This is a genomic window from Acinetobacter sp. HY1485 (assembly GCF_027568475.1).
Lineage (GTDB): Bacteria > Pseudomonadota > Gammaproteobacteria > Pseudomonadales > Moraxellaceae > Acinetobacter.
In genome coordinates this window covers 87,145-100,327 of record NZ_JANKZG010000002.1, presented here as the reverse complement: position 1 = coordinate 100,327, position 13,183 = coordinate 87,145, and the positions used below count along the sequence as shown (strand labels likewise).

Below are 13,183 nucleotides of genomic sequence, written 5' to 3'. Positions count from 1 at the left end.
TCCTATTGTGAATTAACTGCTTGTTGAATATTAATTTTTTGTGGAATGACCTGATCGTGTGTAAATCGATCTGCAATATTTTGCTGTGCTGTAATCACGGTTGGTGTAATAGGGTGTAGTAATGAGGGTTGGTATTTCTTAGCTAAAACTTTTTGGGTAATATTTTTATCTAAACCAATTGCATGTTGGTAAAGATCTAAAGTTTGCTGAGGATGTTCAACAACCCATTGGGCAGCATCATTATTGGCTTGAATAAACTTTTGTGTTTCTGTGGGATGATTTTTAATAAAGTCGGGTTGTCCAATTAAAAAGTTATAGGTGGTTTCAAATTGATCGCCTTCAATGAGCGGACGAGCCTGACCTTCAACTTCAGCCGCAGTTAAAAATGGTTCCCAAATTGCCCATGCATCTACTGCTTTTTTATCTAGCGCTGCCCGTGCATCTGCAGGTGCAAGCCAAACAGGTTGAATATCCGCCCAAGTCAAATGGGCTTTTTGTAAAACGCGTCCAAGTAAATCGTGTGCACTTGAGCCTTTTTGTACGGCAATTTTTTTGCCTTTTAGCTGTGTGATATTGATAAGAGGGCTATCTTTGGGAACTAAAACTGCTTGCCATTTTGGGTGTACATTCTCATATGCCACATAACGAATATTTTTATTGGCGGCTTGAGCAAAAATAGGCGGTGTATTACCCACAGAGCCAAAATCAATAGAGCCTGCTGATAATGCCTCAAGCATTTGTGGTCCTGCAGGAAATTCTTTCCATTCAATTTTGGTATTGGGAAATGATTTTTTTAATAAATCTTCATTGGTTTTTAAAACAATAGCGTTGAGTGTCGATTTTTGAAAGCCAACTTTAATTGTTTGTTGTTCTTGCGGTGTTTGAGAAGATGAGCAAGCAGTCAAAAAGATAAAGCTACTTAAAATTAATTGAATTTTCATGCTAAGCCTCCAAAACTTTTAAACCAATTTTCTTGGTTTTTTCATGGTTCAAAAATGGAAGCGCGCGTTGTACAGCAAGTTGAATGCGGTTGTCTAAAGCAGAACTAGTAACTTGGTAGTTTTTAAAATCATTATCAATGGCATATACCCCAATTGGTAAGGTATGCGCTTGAAAAAAACTAAATAATGGGCGTAATTGATGCTCTAAAATTAACGCATGGCGGTGACTACCACCTGATGCAGATAGCAAAATAGGCACATCAATCAGAGCATTTTGATCGACAAAATCAAATAAATGTTTGAATAAACCTGTAAAAGAAGCACGATAAACAGGTGTACCCACAACGAGTAAATCTGCGTTTTCAATTGCTGTTAAATCATTTTCAATATGAGTGGGGAGTTCTGAGCGAAACAATGCACCGCTTAAATCACGCCCAATAGTACTGAGTTTAACAAAATGAACATCAATCTCTTGAGTTTCTTTAAATTGATCAATAATTGTTTGAATTAATATTTCTGTTTTAGATGGGGAGGATACACTCCCCGAAACAGCCACTACTTTAAAACGCATCTTCTTATCTCTAAATACAACGTGTATGTATTAACGCCAAACCACGTTATTTTGAGAAATAAGAAAAATTGCTTTGCTTATTTAAGCACAGATCATAAAGATACGACTAAAAGTTAAATAGACTTAAGTAATTGTTTTTATTAATTTTATTAAAACTTCCATTTATTTAACAGTAGATATTAAGATAAGGATATCTCTATTCTTCAGAATTTTCGGCTTGTGGAGCATCTTGAGTAGGCAGGCGATACTCATCATTTGCCCAAGCACCAAGGTCTATGAGTTTACAACGTTCTGAGCAAAACGGACGAAAATCATTACCGTGCCATGTTGAAGGCTCACCACAGCGTGGACATGAAAATTTTTGAGTCATTGAAAATACCTTTTGAGATTTAAATTAGGTTAGACTTACACTAATTTTTAGTGATTTTGATTTGGTTATGCAAATTCGTCAATTTCAAGCACAATATATGGTTGCGCCTCGTGATTTTCAACCGATTAAACGTACAGCAGTTACGGTAGAAATTGGAGCAGGTAAGGGTAAACATGCGGTTTTATTTAGCCAAGAAAACCCTACAACTCAATTGTATGCGATTGAACGTACAAAAGAAAAATTTGAAGCCATGCAAAAACAGCATGCCGTACTTAACTTAAATAGTCTGACGCCCATTCATGCCGATGCATTACCTTGGATTACCCATGCGTTGTATCCTGCCCAAGTTGAGCAGTTTTTTATTTTATATCCAAATCCTGAGCCACACAATTCGGCACAGCGTTGGTTAAATATGCCATTTTTTGAATTTATTTTATCGCGTTTACAAGTAGGCGGTACCATTACGCTTGCCAGTAATATTGTGGAATACATTGAAGAAGCAGAACAGCAATTGCAAAACGTATGGCAATTACCCTACAAAAAAGAAGTAATTGCAAAGACATCGGCACGTACACATTTTGAGATTAAATATTTAGAACGTGGCGAGCTATGCCAACAGCTGATTATTACAAAACCACAAGGCTACACAACACGTTTTGATGCATTTGAGCCGTTACTAGGGCAAGCGCAACATGGCTAAAACGGTGGCAATTGTGGGGGCAGGACCTGCAGGGCTCATGGCAGCAGAATTTTTGAGTCAGTACAATTATGAGATTCATATTTTTGAGCAAATGCCATCGGCTGCCCGTAAGTTTTTAATGGCAGGCAAGACAGGTCTAAATATTTCTCATGCAGAACCATTAAAGCAATTTATTGCCCGTTACGATCAATCTGCTTGGTTACAAGCAGGCATTGAGCAGTTTAATGCTAAAGCCATTCAAGCATGGATGACAGGCTTGGGTATTGAGTCTTATGTCGGGAGTTCAGGCAGGATTTTTCCTGTAGAAATGAAAGCTGCGCCATTGCTACGGGCATGGTTAAAGCGACTAGCTGATACAGGTGTTCGGTTCCATTATCGTCATCGTTGTACAGCTCTAACACGTAATACCCTTACATTTGAACAGCAACCATCGCAATGTTTTGATGCCATTGTTTTGGCATGTGGTGCGGTGTCTTGGTCACGTTTGGGTAGTGATGGGGCATGGCAAAAGTGGCTTAAATCTTCAGATATTCAACCTTTTATGCCAAGTAATGCAGGGGTTGAATACAAATGGTCTGAGTTTATGCAGCCTGTGTTTGGGCAACCGCTTAAACGAATTGAAGCATGGGTAGACCCACACTATAAAGCCCAAGGCGATATTGTAATTACACATTATGGGTTAGAAAGTGGCGTGGTTTACAAGCTCAATCGTCAATTACGTGAGCAAGATATGACGCTCACGCTTGATTTATTGCCCGATTTAACTATTGATGATTTAGTAAAAAAATTAAAGCCTAATAAAAAACAGTCTATGGCAAATACATGGCGTAAAGCAGGTTTAGACAGTGCCAAAGCCAATTTGATACGAGAAATTATTGCAAAAGAGATCTGGCAGCACCCCGAACAACTTGCGCAAATCATTAAGCAATTAAAAATTGAACTGAAATGTTTTCGCCCGATTGAAGAAGCGATTAGTTGTGCAGGGGGCGTACGCTCCGATGTATTGACCAAACAGTTACAGCTTAAAAGTAACCCGCATGTGTTTTGCTGTGGAGAGATGTTGAATTGGGATGCACCTACAGGGGGCTATTTACTGACAGCATGTTTCTCTACGGGGCGGACAGCGGCACAAGGTGTGCATGATTACTTGAAAACCAAATAGTTTTACAGTAATTTAAAGATAAGGAAATGGCATTCTTCCTATTACAAACCGCTCATGATGAGCTAATGATGCCTGCGAACCCAATTGATAGGGTGCGTAGGTTTTTGTGCGTGCTCTATCCATTTTTAGGAGTGCGTTAAATGTATTATGCTTTGTTTGCAATTGCTTTAGGTTCTGTATTGGGTGGTTGGTCTAGATGGTTTATTGGATTAAAACTTAATTCAATTTATCCTCATATCCCCCTTGGTACCGTTGCCGTTAATTGGATTGGTGGCTTTATTATTGGCTTTGCCATCGCCTATTTTGCACAAAGTGATCTAAGTCCAAATTATAAATTATTTGTGATCACAGGGTTTTGTGGCGGACTAACCACATTCTCTACTTTCTCTGTCGAAATTGTATCACTTTTACAACAAGGTCGTTTTTCCACGGCAATGCTTGCGATTTCTCTACATGTGATTGGTGCGCTGTTATGTACTTTTGCAGGTATAGGTTTATATGAATATCTCTCAAATTAAAACGCGTGAAGACTTTTTAGAGTTTATGAGAACGCTTCAACAGCATACGTCTACTTGCTATAACTCTAATTTACCTGATTATTTAGGGGGTATAGAAAGTTGGGTAGAAGATATGGATGGTTACTTTAACAATATTGGCGATCAAGAAGCGCTAAATAAACTCAATTCAAATTGCTTAGATTGGAAAATATTAGCCCATATTCTGTATGCGGCAACGATGTATGAGTAAACTTCACATCAAGATAGTCATGCCATAAAAAATTAAGTTTAATGTACATGTCTAAACATGTATTTTGAGTCGCTGTTTTTATATGTGGGATTTTTATCAAGTAATAATCCACTGCCATTTTGTTGTTGATTATAAATAGTCGAAGGGTCGAGGGTATTAATCACATCGCTATGTGTCTTTGCCAATCGGCGTTGATGATCTGCTTCGTTTTCAGGCACTGTACTACAACCTGCGAGGAAAATAAGGCTTAAAGAGAGTACACTTTTCATTTGAGTTTTAATTTAAGTATATTTCTATCATTATAGATAAAAATATACTCAATAGGTTGTTATTTTGTAGTTAATGCTTGTCCCTCAAAAGTAATGCCTTGCCAACCGTGTTTTAAAAATTGACGGATATTTTGATGTGCTGTGCCTGTTGGATCTGCGATCACGCTGTCGTAATGCTCGGCAAATAATTCAAGCGTTTGTTGTTCACTGAGTTGGTTTAACTGTGCAAAGGCAAAAATTTTGGCACTACCTTGATTTTCTTGAGCGCTATTATATTGCTCGCCATTTTTAAACGCAGTTGGTGTGTGGGTGTAATGTGTATCAATATGGGCAATGTTATCTGCAAATTTTTTCATGTCTTACTCATCTAAAGGAACTAATTCGTTAAAAAGGTCAGTTAAATCATCTTTAACTTTGAGATGGATCATATTCCAATAATGCCCTGAAACTGTCCGATTGACCATCAATGTATCGGGTGATGGTTTAAAAATATCCCAATATTTTAATGATTTCTTTGCAAGTTTTACCCCATCATGATGAGCAGAGTTTTCTTCAAAATCATAAAATGTAGTAAGTGGACGTAATAGTACGTTTAACCATTCTTCATACAGCTCATGCGGAAAAGCATTGCGTTCTGAAAGTGCATTTAAGTCAATAAGTTGATTTTCAATTTCAGTAATGTTGTGTGTACGGCAAGCACGAATAAGCGACTTAAACGTGGCAACATGTTGCGGTGAGAGTGTTTTAACACCGCCGTAATCATAGACCACGACATCGCCATTTTCTCTAAATGCGAAGTTACCTGGATGCGGGTCACAATGAAAACGTCTAAGATAAAAAATCTCTTGTCCCATGGCTTTAAATAAGCGTTTGCCTAAGGTATTACGTAATTCTTGTGACCATGTACTTGCTGTTTCAATACTGTTACCCGCTTCATAGCTAAGCGTTAAGATATGACGTGTTGAATAGTCGGTATAGACCGTTGGAATAATAATGTGTGGATCAAGCTTGCCATGAAAGGTACGTGCAACTTCTAGATTTTGGGCTTCAATTTCGTAGTTTAGCTCGTTGGTTAAACTGTCTTGAATTTCGGCAAAAAGTTGGTCTTGTAATTTTTTGTCAATTTTCAGAACACCCATCATGCGTAGGGCAAGGCGTACTTGTTTTAAATCACTTTCACAGGCTTCATCAACACCAGGGTACTGAACTTTTACCACCACTTGTTGCCCATTTTTAAGTGTTGCTTTATGGACTTGCCCAATAGAGGCTGCTGCAAAAGGTGTTTCTTCAAAATGCGTAAATACATCAGAAATTGGTTTTTGTAGCTCTTTTTCTACTTGTACTTTGATGTCTGCAAAGGGCATTGCAGGGGCTTGACGTTGTAATTTTGCAATGGCTTTTGCCACTTCAGGTGGGAAAATGTCTTTATACTGCGATGCAATTTGTCCCACTTTCATTACAGCGCCTTTCATTTCGCCTAATGTATTGGCAATTTGTAAACCAATTTCTTGAAACAGTTGACGACGTGCCGCATCTTTTTGTTCTTCATCTGCGGTTAAACTGCGAATAGAGTTAGAAACGGTTTTGGTGGCAATACTTGCCGTCATGCTTGCAAGTTTTAAAAAGCGACGACTTGGAGAGCTTGCTGACTTTGCCATGCGATTTTGCCTTGAATTGTTTTTCTCATCGTAACGATTATTTTAGGCTTAAATTGTTATTTTTTGCTAGTAAAAAAAAGCCACCCGTTTGGATGGCTTTAAAGGCTTATGCTTTGCCTTCAGCTTCTGCTGCTTCCATTTGAGCGCGTTGCATGTTCGCTTCAAATTCAGCATCAAAGTTGATTGGTGTAAGCAATAATTGCGGGAAGCTACCTTTAGTTACAAGGTCATTTACTGCTTCACGTAAGAATGGGAATAAAATATTTGGGCAGTATGCACCTAAAATGTACGGAAGACGTTCATCTTCTACACCATCTACTAAGAAGATGCCTGCTTGCGTAATATCAACAATAAAAGCAGTTTGATTGTCGTTTTTTGCTTCAACCACAACTTTTAAAGATACTTCGTAGTGTGTTGGATCAATTTTGTCTGCTGTAGAAGACAAGTTGATATTAAGTTCAGGTTTCCACTCTTTAGTGAATACTTCTGCGCTTGGAATTTCAAAAGAAACATCTTTTGTATAAAGGCGTTCTAACGCAAGTTGCGGTTGTTGTTCTGTACTCATTTTTTAAAGTCCTTCGTCAAGTTTACCTTCACGCTCTAAAGCATAAAGCTGATCAAAACCACCAATAAATTGATCGTTAATGAAAATCTGTGGCACAGTGCGGTGATTGGTACGTTGCATCAGTTCTACACGTACTTCTGGCGCTTCGTTAGATAAATTAATTTCTTTATATTGAATGCCTTTACGCTCAAGAAGCTGTTTTGCACGAACGCAATACGGGCATACGGTTGTTGAATAAATGACAACATTAGCCATGAGTGTTCTCCTTAAACGTTATTTTGCTTTAATTAAAGGTAAGCCTTGCGCTTTCCAATTGGCAATTCCACCATCTAAGCGGTAGCTATCTGTATGAGCAACTTGTGCCAACGCAGTGCCTGCCACTTGTCCTAAATTACAAATAAAGACAATTGGGCGCTCAGATGTTTTTAATTCATCGAGATGGTTTGCAATTTGACTATACGGAATATTACGGCTACCACTGATATGTCCTTCACGGAAATCTTTGGCATCACGTAAATCAATCAGCATTGCATTTTTGATTTTCACCAAAACACCAAGTGATTGTGGAGAAATTTTACGACCGTTACGCTTTCCTTCAAAAATGAAGAACATGACGATAAGAACGGCAAGTAGACCAAACAAGAAGGGGTGATTCCCCATGAATTCGAACCAACGTTCCACAATTCACCTAATAACCATCAAAATTGAGCTAGAGTATAGCCTATATTAATTGTGAGCAAAAACCTTGCTTAGTTTTTTTGCTGTGCTTCTTGAATTTCATCGCACAGACGTAAAAAGCTTTCTAAGCGTCTTGGTAAAATTTCTCTTGTTGATGCGGCACGTTCTAATGCACAGTTTTTGGCATTTTTATGCGTACAGTTTCTAAATTGGCATTGCCCAATGAGGTTATAAATCTCAGGAAAACCGCCATATACCGCATCTTCTGTTAAATGCCATAAACCAAATTCACGAATACCGGGCGAGTCAATTAGCGCACCATTTTCGCCAAAATCAATAAGGCGAGTTGAAGTTGTGGTGTGCTGCCCAAGTGCTGAATTTTCAGAAATAATATTGGTTTTTTGCGCTGCATTGGGCACAATATTGTTAATTAAAGAGCTTTTACCCACACCTGATTGCCCAACAAATGCCACTGTTTCATTATCAAGACGCTTTGCGAGTTCAGATAAATCGCCATCAGCATGGGTCAGCATGATTTCATAACCTAAATCTTGATATTCTTGAATAAGTTTTAAGATTGGGTCATTTTCTTTAAGTAAATCTGTTTTGTTAAGCACCAATAACGCAGGAATATTGGCATTTTTACATGCCACTAAATAGCGGTCTATTAGCATTGGGGCAGGTTCAGGCAAAGGTGCAAATACAATGACAATTAAGCTGATATTGGCTGCCACAGGTTTTACTTTGTGATAACGGTCTGGACGCGTCAGTAGTGACGAACGCTCGTGAATGGCGGTGATAATGCCAAGCCCTGTATTGGGGTCAGCTTGCCATTTCACACGGTCACCTGTTACCAACAGTTCTAAATTGGTACGCGTATGACAACGCCAAATACTGCCGATCTCAATCGGTTTCCAAAAGGATTCAGGTTCACCTTCGGCAGTTTCTGGTTTAATAGGATGTGGGTCTGGCGTATTTAAGGCTTTAACTTCAAGTTGGCGTCCGTAATGTTGAACGACTAAACCTTCTAAATCGTGAGAGGTGTCTAAATCTTCTTGACGTGTTTGATGCTGTTTTTGAATACGACGTTTTTGTTGGTCAGTTAAACGACGCTTACGAATTAGAGCCATTCGTGTCCTAATAAACCAAAAATTAAGATGGCAAAAATAGCATGAAGGGCAGGTGAATTACAGCCAAGAAGCAAGAAATTTGCTACTATTCTTGTTTTAAGCCTATAAGAATTGAAAGCGCAATGAGTAGCACGCCAAATACACGGTTAATTTGGATTGACCTTGAAATGACAGGTTTAGATACAGATAACGATAGAATTATTGAAATTGCCACCATTGTGACCGATGACAACCTAAACATTTTGGCAGAAGGTCCTGTGTTGGCTATTCATCAGTCAAATCAAATTTTAAATGGTATGGATGAGTGGAATACGCGTCAACACGGTCAGTCTGGTTTAGTCGAGCGTGTGCGTCGTAGCCAATTAACAGTGCGTGATGCTGAGGAAAAAACTCTTGAGTTTTTGAAAAAGTGGGTTGATCCAAAATCTTCGCCAATGTGTGGTAACTCAATTTGCCAAGACCGCCGTTTTATGCACCGTGAAATGCCTGAGCTTGAGCAGTTTTTCCACTACCGTAATTTAGATGTATCATCGGTAAAAGAGTTAGCAAAACGCTGGCGTCCAGAAATTATGAGTGGACTGAAAAAAGGTGCATCTCATTTAGCAATGGATGATATTCGCGATTCGATCCGCGAACTAAAGTATTACCGCGAATACTTCTTTATTACGAATAATTAACACAAGATGCAATTCTACTAAGGATTGCATTTTTTTATCATTATCAGTCGATATGTTGAAGTGTATAATATCAATTAAACTTTTATAAAAAGAGTTCAACCATGCAAAGTAATAATCCTATTTTAACGCGTGTGGAAACTTACGCGGATTATCATAAGCCCATGACTGTTCGTGGTGCGATTAATAAGTCAGTTTTACTTACATCTATTTCTGCAGGTGTGGGTATTTTATTTTTCCTTTATTGCCTACTCACGCAAAATTTCAATATGGCAATGATGGGCAGTGTAGTGGGTGGTATAGGTGGTTTTATCTTAGCCATGATTATCACGTTTAAACCTAATACAGCACCTAATCTTGCTGTGCCATATGCATTGTTTGAAGGTGCATTTTTAGGTGGGGTATCGGTATTATTTGAACTTAAATATCCTGGTGCACCTATTAAAGCTTTATTGGCAACCTTCATTACCATGTTTGTGATGCTTGCACTGTATAAACGTAAAATTATCCGTGCAACAGAAAAATTTAAATCTGTAGTGATGTCTGCAACACTAGCAATTTTTATTTTGTTCATCGCACAATTTATTTTAAAAATGGTATTTGGTTCAAGTATTCCTTACGTTTTTGAAAGCAATGGTTTAGGCATTGGGGTTGCGGTATTTGTTGCAGTTATTGCCTCTTTAAATTTAATTTTAGACTTTGACTTAATTGAAAATGCAGCAATGCAACGTGCGCCACAGTCATTTGAGTGGATTTGTGCAGTGTCATTACTTGCCACACTCATTTGGATGTATACCTCGTTTTTACGCCTCATTGGCTTATCATCGAATGATTAATTACAGTCGCCTCACTTGTTGAGGCGATTTTTTTGCAAAAAAGATGCTTTATGCAATTTATAAATCGTTTAAAAATGGGCATTATTTAACAAACATCTTTAAGAAGAGAATATATAAATGGCAGGATTATTAGCGGGTAAGCGCTTTTTGGTTGCGGGTATCGCAAGTAAACTTTCAATTGCTTATGGTATTGCACAAGCACTTCACCGTGAAGGCGCAGAACTTGCATTTACTTATCCAAACGAAAAATTAAAAAAACGTGTGGATGGTTTTGCAGAAACATTTGGTTCTAATCTTGTTTTTCCATGTGACGTGGGCGTAGATGCTGAAATTGATCAAGCATTTGTAGAGCTTGCAAAACATTGGGATGGTTTAGATGGTGTGGTTCACTCAATTGGTTTTGCCCCTGCACACACGTTAGATGGCGATTTCACTGATGTGACTGATCGTGATGGTTTTAAAGTGGCACACGATATTAGTGCATATAGCTTTGTGGCAATGGCACGTGCAGCGAAGCCTTTATTACAAGCGCGTCAAGGTTGCTTACTTACGCTAACTTACCAAGGTGCAGAGCGTGTAATGCCAAACTACAACGTGATGGGTATGGCAAAAGCATCTTTAGAAGCAGGCGTACGTTATTTAGCTTCTAGCTTGGGTGAAGAAGGTATCCGTGTTAATGCGATTTCTGCAGGGCCTATTCGTACATTGGCTGCATCGGGTATTAAATCTTTCCGTAAAATGTTAGATGCAAATGAAAAAATCTCACCGCTTAAGCGTAATGTAACCATTGAAGAAGTGGGTAATGCGGCATTATTTTTATGCTCGCCGTGGGCTTCTGGTATTACAGGTGAAATTATGTATGTAGATGCAGGTTTCAATACTGTGGGTATGAGCCCTGCAATTATGGATGATGAATAATCCAAATGAGCGACCGTAAGGTCGCTTTTTTATGGCGTGTAAATAAATCCAGTTGCTGTTTTATTATATCTTAGATAGCGATATTGCGTTTGGTTGTTTTGGTTAACAATTAGAAAGTCGATATAATTCAAGTGAGGTTCAAATTTTATAATCTTATCGAAACCTAAAGCATAAGTATAAGGAACTGAAATTTCATCATATTGATGTTTTTTGTTTTAAAAATAAATTCCTTTTGAATACCATTTTTTTGTAATGAGATACTTTCTGATACGTTGTCATCTTTAGACGGTATGCTCATTGACGGATATTTGTAATATAGCCACTTTCAAAGTCTTCAGCTTTAACTTGCAGCTAAAATCATATATTCACCCATTGTTCCTACAAGTTTAATTTATGGTCTGGGCTAGTTTTAATATGAACAGTTCCATTATATTGAGCTTTGGTAAAACCGTATTGAAAACTTTTGGGGTCAGTCTCAATGATATCCATGAGCGCATATTCTTTTAGAAAATCAAATCGCTCTTTTTCTTGTATTTGAATAACACGTTGTTCTTGTTAAGTAAGCGTGAGTAGTTTTGCCCACGCTGTACTCAAATGCCCTCAAATTGGACGACCACCGAGCGCTTGCATTAATGTAACGTAGGCATTGTATTGGCTTTGTTGTAGGTTTAATAAAGCCAAACGCGTAGAACGTGTGGTTTGCTGTTGATCTAGCACATTTTTAAGTGCGACCGAACCATAACGATACTGTACATTAATTAAGTTTTCTGCCTTTTGCGCTAAAGCAAGGTTTTGCTGTTGTGCGTTCATTTGCGCTGCAAGTTGAGTCCGTGCAGAGAGGGCATTCTCCACATCGGCAAACGCTTGATACAAAGATTGACGGTAGTTGATAATGGCTTTTTCATAATCAAGTTGACTGACTGCAATATTTTTCTTCATATCGTTGTACTGTAAAAAAGGCAGGCTTAAATTAGCGCCTAATGTGAGTACAGGGTTTTTAATGAGTGCAACCAATGAGGTGCTACTTGCACCTAAGTTACCTGTAAGGCTAATAGAAGGATAGTAGCTTGCACGTGTGGCATCGGCAGTTGCAAGTACTTTTCTTAAACGCAGTTCCGATGCCTTTAAATCGGGACGTCTTGCCAATAGCTCGGCAGGCAAACCACTTTCAATAGCAGGTAAAGTAATATTAGGCAGTTGGGTAGGTTCAGTAATATTAAGTTGTTGCACAGGCACATGTAACAACACGGCAATAGCGGTGCGAGTTTCAACAAGGTTTTGTTCAATTTGGCTAAACGTTGCTTTTTGGCTTTGTACGGCTTGTGCTGCTTGCGTTAGCTCTAAACCTGATACAGCACCTGCCTTATACTGAATATTTACTAAATCATATAGTCTTTGCGAGCTTGTAATATTAGCTTGAGCAATAGTTCGGCTTTCGTGTAAGTAAGCAAGTTGCCAGTACAATTGAGCCGTTGTACCTACAAGTGTTTGTGCCGTAGCTTCTAAGTCTTGCTCTGTGGCTTGTGCTTCCCATTTAGCTGCATCTGTTTGGCGTGCAAGTTTACCAAATAAGTCTAGTTCATAACTTACGCCTGCACTTGCAGATAGTCCTTGAGAGCTGTCATCACCACTATGAATGTCTAAGCGGTGTCCTGCCGAGACAGAACTACTTACACGTAATCCTTGCTGATCTGCTTGAAGTCCTGCTTGCAAACGTGCTTGCTGAATTGCAATACCTGCAACAGCAAGGTTATTATTTTGTGCTAAAACATGGTCTATTAACTGATTAAGCTGAGCATCATTAAATAACATCCACCAACGGTCGTTAATTTTTTGCCCTGTTTTTTGATAAGCAAACTGTGCAGGCGTGTTGACTTGTGGCGCTTGATAGGGTGTTTTTACAATGGCAGAACAACCAAATAGGGTAGTGCATGCCATTGCTAAAATTAAAGGTGTTTTCATTG

The 13,183-nt window shown here is 38.6% G+C and carries 17 protein-coding genes, 1 pseudogene and 1 riboswitch; of the genes and pseudogenes, 7 read left to right on the top strand and 11 right to left on the bottom strand.

Going from position 1 to position 13,183, the window contains the following annotated elements; all coding sequences use genetic code 11:
- Positions 1-2: 2 nt before the first annotated feature.
- The 3 genes and pseudogenes from PCI70_RS02375 to PCI70_RS02365 form a co-directional block, all read right to left on the bottom strand.
- Positions 3-941 (bottom strand): aliphatic sulfonate ABC transporter substrate-binding protein, encoded by a 939-nt coding sequence (locus PCI70_RS02375; RefSeq protein WP_269913753.1) that lies wholly within the window; start codon positions 939-941, stop codon positions 3-5.
- A 4-nt stretch (positions 942-945) separates the two neighbouring features.
- Positions 946-1,512 (bottom strand): annotated as a pseudogene (gene msuE, locus PCI70_RS02370) (FMN reductase); the annotation flags it as partial.
- A 196-nt stretch (positions 1,513-1,708) separates the two neighbouring features.
- Complete coding sequence (locus PCI70_RS02365) at positions 1,709-1,882, bottom strand: DNA gyrase inhibitor YacG (protein ID WP_269913752.1); 174 nt, start codon at positions 1,880-1,882, stop codon at positions 1,709-1,711.
- 61 nt (positions 1,883-1,943) lie between these two features.
- Here PCI70_RS02365 and PCI70_RS02360 point away from each other — a divergent pair, with 61 nt between their 5' ends.
- From PCI70_RS02360 to PCI70_RS02345, 4 genes are all read left to right on the top strand, one after another.
- Positions 1,944-2,582 (top strand): SAM-dependent methyltransferase, encoded by a 639-nt coding sequence (locus PCI70_RS02360; RefSeq protein ID WP_269913751.1) that lies wholly within the window; start codon positions 1,944-1,946, stop codon positions 2,580-2,582.
- Positions 2,575-3,744: a TIGR03862 family flavoprotein gene (locus PCI70_RS02355; protein ID WP_269913750.1), complete on the top strand. Its 1,170-nt coding sequence runs from the start codon at positions 2,575-2,577 to the stop codon at positions 3,742-3,744. Before PCI70_RS02360 ends, PCI70_RS02355 begins: the two co-directional genes overlap by 8 nt.
- 13 nt (positions 3,745-3,757) lie before the next feature.
- A riboswitch (Fluoride riboswitch) is annotated at positions 3,758-3,826 on the top strand.
- A gap of 58 nt (positions 3,827-3,884) precedes the next feature.
- On the top strand, positions 3,885-4,262 hold the full coding sequence (gene crcB, locus PCI70_RS02350; RefSeq protein ID WP_269913749.1) for a fluoride efflux transporter CrcB: 378 nt from the start codon (positions 3,885-3,887) through the stop codon (positions 4,260-4,262).
- Positions 4,243-4,491, top strand: coding sequence for a DUF7660 family protein (locus PCI70_RS02345; protein WP_269913748.1), 249 nt, complete (start codon positions 4,243-4,245; stop codon positions 4,489-4,491). Before crcB ends, PCI70_RS02345 begins: the two co-directional genes overlap by 20 nt.
- A 38-nt stretch (positions 4,492-4,529) precedes the next feature.
- Here the strand turns inward: PCI70_RS02345 and PCI70_RS02340 are convergent, their stop codons facing one another.
- The 7 genes from PCI70_RS02340 to rsgA all read right to left on the bottom strand — a co-directional run bounded on the left by PCI70_RS02340 (position 4,530) and on the right by rsgA (position 8,791).
- Positions 4,530-4,760, bottom strand: a complete 231-nt coding sequence (locus tag PCI70_RS02340; protein WP_269913747.1) for a hypothetical protein — start codon at positions 4,758-4,760, stop codon at positions 4,530-4,532.
- 59 nt (positions 4,761-4,819) lie between these two features.
- Positions 4,820-5,116, bottom strand: a complete 297-nt coding sequence (locus PCI70_RS02335; RefSeq protein ID WP_269913746.1) for a HopJ type III effector protein — start codon at positions 5,114-5,116, stop codon at positions 4,820-4,822.
- Between the two features lie 3 nt (positions 5,117-5,119).
- Entirely contained in the window at positions 5,120-6,418 is a 1,299-nt protein-coding gene (locus tag PCI70_RS02330) for an ABC1 kinase family protein (RefSeq protein ID WP_269913745.1), read from the bottom strand.
- 106 nt (positions 6,419-6,524) lie between these two features.
- Positions 6,525-6,983, bottom strand: coding sequence for a protein-export chaperone SecB (gene secB, locus PCI70_RS02325; RefSeq protein WP_269913744.1), 459 nt, complete (start codon positions 6,981-6,983; stop codon positions 6,525-6,527).
- Between the two features lie 3 nt (positions 6,984-6,986).
- Entirely contained in the window at positions 6,987-7,238 is a 252-nt protein-coding gene (gene grxC, locus PCI70_RS02320; RefSeq protein ID WP_269913743.1) for a glutaredoxin 3, read from the bottom strand.
- An 18-nt stretch (positions 7,239-7,256) separates the two neighbouring features.
- Entirely contained in the window at positions 7,257-7,664 is a 408-nt protein-coding gene (locus PCI70_RS02315) for a rhodanese-like domain-containing protein (protein ID WP_269913742.1), read from the bottom strand.
- Between the two features lie 68 nt (positions 7,665-7,732).
- Positions 7,733-8,791, bottom strand: coding sequence for a ribosome small subunit-dependent GTPase A (gene rsgA, locus PCI70_RS02310; protein ID WP_269913741.1), 1,059 nt, complete (start codon positions 8,789-8,791; stop codon positions 7,733-7,735).
- A 122-nt stretch (positions 8,792-8,913) separates the two neighbouring features.
- Here rsgA and orn point away from each other — a divergent pair, with 122 nt between their 5' ends.
- The 3 genes from orn to PCI70_RS02295 all read left to right on the top strand — a co-directional run bounded on the left by orn (position 8,914) and on the right by PCI70_RS02295 (position 11,219).
- A complete protein-coding gene (gene orn, locus PCI70_RS02305) occupies positions 8,914-9,468 on the top strand; it encodes an oligoribonuclease (protein ID WP_269913740.1) in 555 nt (184 codons plus the stop codon).
- A gap of 101 nt (positions 9,469-9,569) precedes the next feature.
- The gene (locus PCI70_RS02300) at positions 9,570-10,301 is read left to right on the top strand and encodes a Bax inhibitor-1/YccA family protein (protein ID WP_269913739.1); all 732 of its coding nucleotides are present in this window, start codon (positions 9,570-9,572) and stop codon (positions 10,299-10,301) included.
- 117 nt (positions 10,302-10,418) lie between these two features.
- A complete protein-coding gene (locus tag PCI70_RS02295; protein WP_269913738.1) occupies positions 10,419-11,219 on the top strand; it encodes an enoyl-ACP reductase FabI in 801 nt (266 codons plus the stop codon).
- A gap of 600 nt (positions 11,220-11,819) precedes the next feature.
- Here PCI70_RS02295 and PCI70_RS02290 read toward each other — a convergent pair.
- A complete protein-coding gene (locus tag PCI70_RS02290) occupies positions 11,820-13,181 on the bottom strand; it encodes an efflux transporter outer membrane subunit (RefSeq protein WP_269913737.1) in 1,362 nt (453 codons plus the stop codon).
- Positions 13,182-13,183 lie beyond the last annotated feature (2 nt).

Excerpts from the sequence above, each read along its gene's own strand:
- PCI70_RS02375 (WP_269913753.1), bottom strand. The coding sequence starts at position 941 with ATGAAAATTCAATTAATTTTAAGTAGCTTTATCTTTTTGACTGCTTGC.
- PCI70_RS02355 (WP_269913750.1), top strand. The coding sequence starts at position 2,575 with ATGGCTAAAACGGTGGCAATTGTGGGGGCAGGACCTGCAGGGCTCATG.
- rsgA (WP_269913741.1), bottom strand. The coding sequence starts at position 8,791 with ATGGCTCTAATTCGTAAGCGTCGTTTAACTGACCAACAAAAACGTCGT.
- PCI70_RS02290 (WP_269913737.1), bottom strand. The coding sequence starts at position 13,181 with ATGAAAACACCTTTAATTTTAGCAATGGCATGCACTACCCTATTTGGT.
- orn (WP_269913740.1), top strand. The coding sequence starts at position 8,914 with ATGAGTAGCACGCCAAATACACGGTTAATTTGGATTGACCTTGAAATG.
- PCI70_RS02345 (WP_269913748.1), top strand. The coding sequence starts at position 4,243 with ATGAATATCTCTCAAATTAAAACGCGTGAAGACTTTTTAGAGTTTATG.
- PCI70_RS02365 (WP_269913752.1), bottom strand. The coding sequence starts at position 1,882 with ATGACTCAAAAATTTTCATGTCCACGCTGTGGTGAGCCTTCAACATGG.
- secB (WP_269913744.1), bottom strand. The coding sequence starts at position 6,983 with ATGAGTACAGAACAACAACCGCAACTTGCGTTAGAACGCCTTTATACA.
- PCI70_RS02330 (WP_269913745.1), bottom strand. The coding sequence starts at position 6,418 with ATGGCAAAGTCAGCAAGCTCTCCAAGTCGTCGCTTTTTAAAACTTGCA.
- PCI70_RS02340 (WP_269913747.1), bottom strand. The coding sequence starts at position 4,760 with ATGAAAAGTGTACTCTCTTTAAGCCTTATTTTCCTCGCAGGTTGTAGT.
- PCI70_RS02295 (WP_269913738.1), top strand. The coding sequence starts at position 10,419 with ATGGCAGGATTATTAGCGGGTAAGCGCTTTTTGGTTGCGGGTATCGCA.
- PCI70_RS02300 (WP_269913739.1), top strand. The coding sequence starts at position 9,570 with ATGCAAAGTAATAATCCTATTTTAACGCGTGTGGAAACTTACGCGGAT.
- PCI70_RS02335 (WP_269913746.1), bottom strand. The coding sequence starts at position 5,116 with ATGAAAAAATTTGCAGATAACATTGCCCATATTGATACACATTACACC.
- crcB (WP_269913749.1), top strand. The coding sequence starts at position 3,885 with ATGTATTATGCTTTGTTTGCAATTGCTTTAGGTTCTGTATTGGGTGGT.
- grxC (WP_269913743.1), bottom strand. The coding sequence starts at position 7,238 with ATGGCTAATGTTGTCATTTATTCAACAACCGTATGCCCGTATTGCGTT.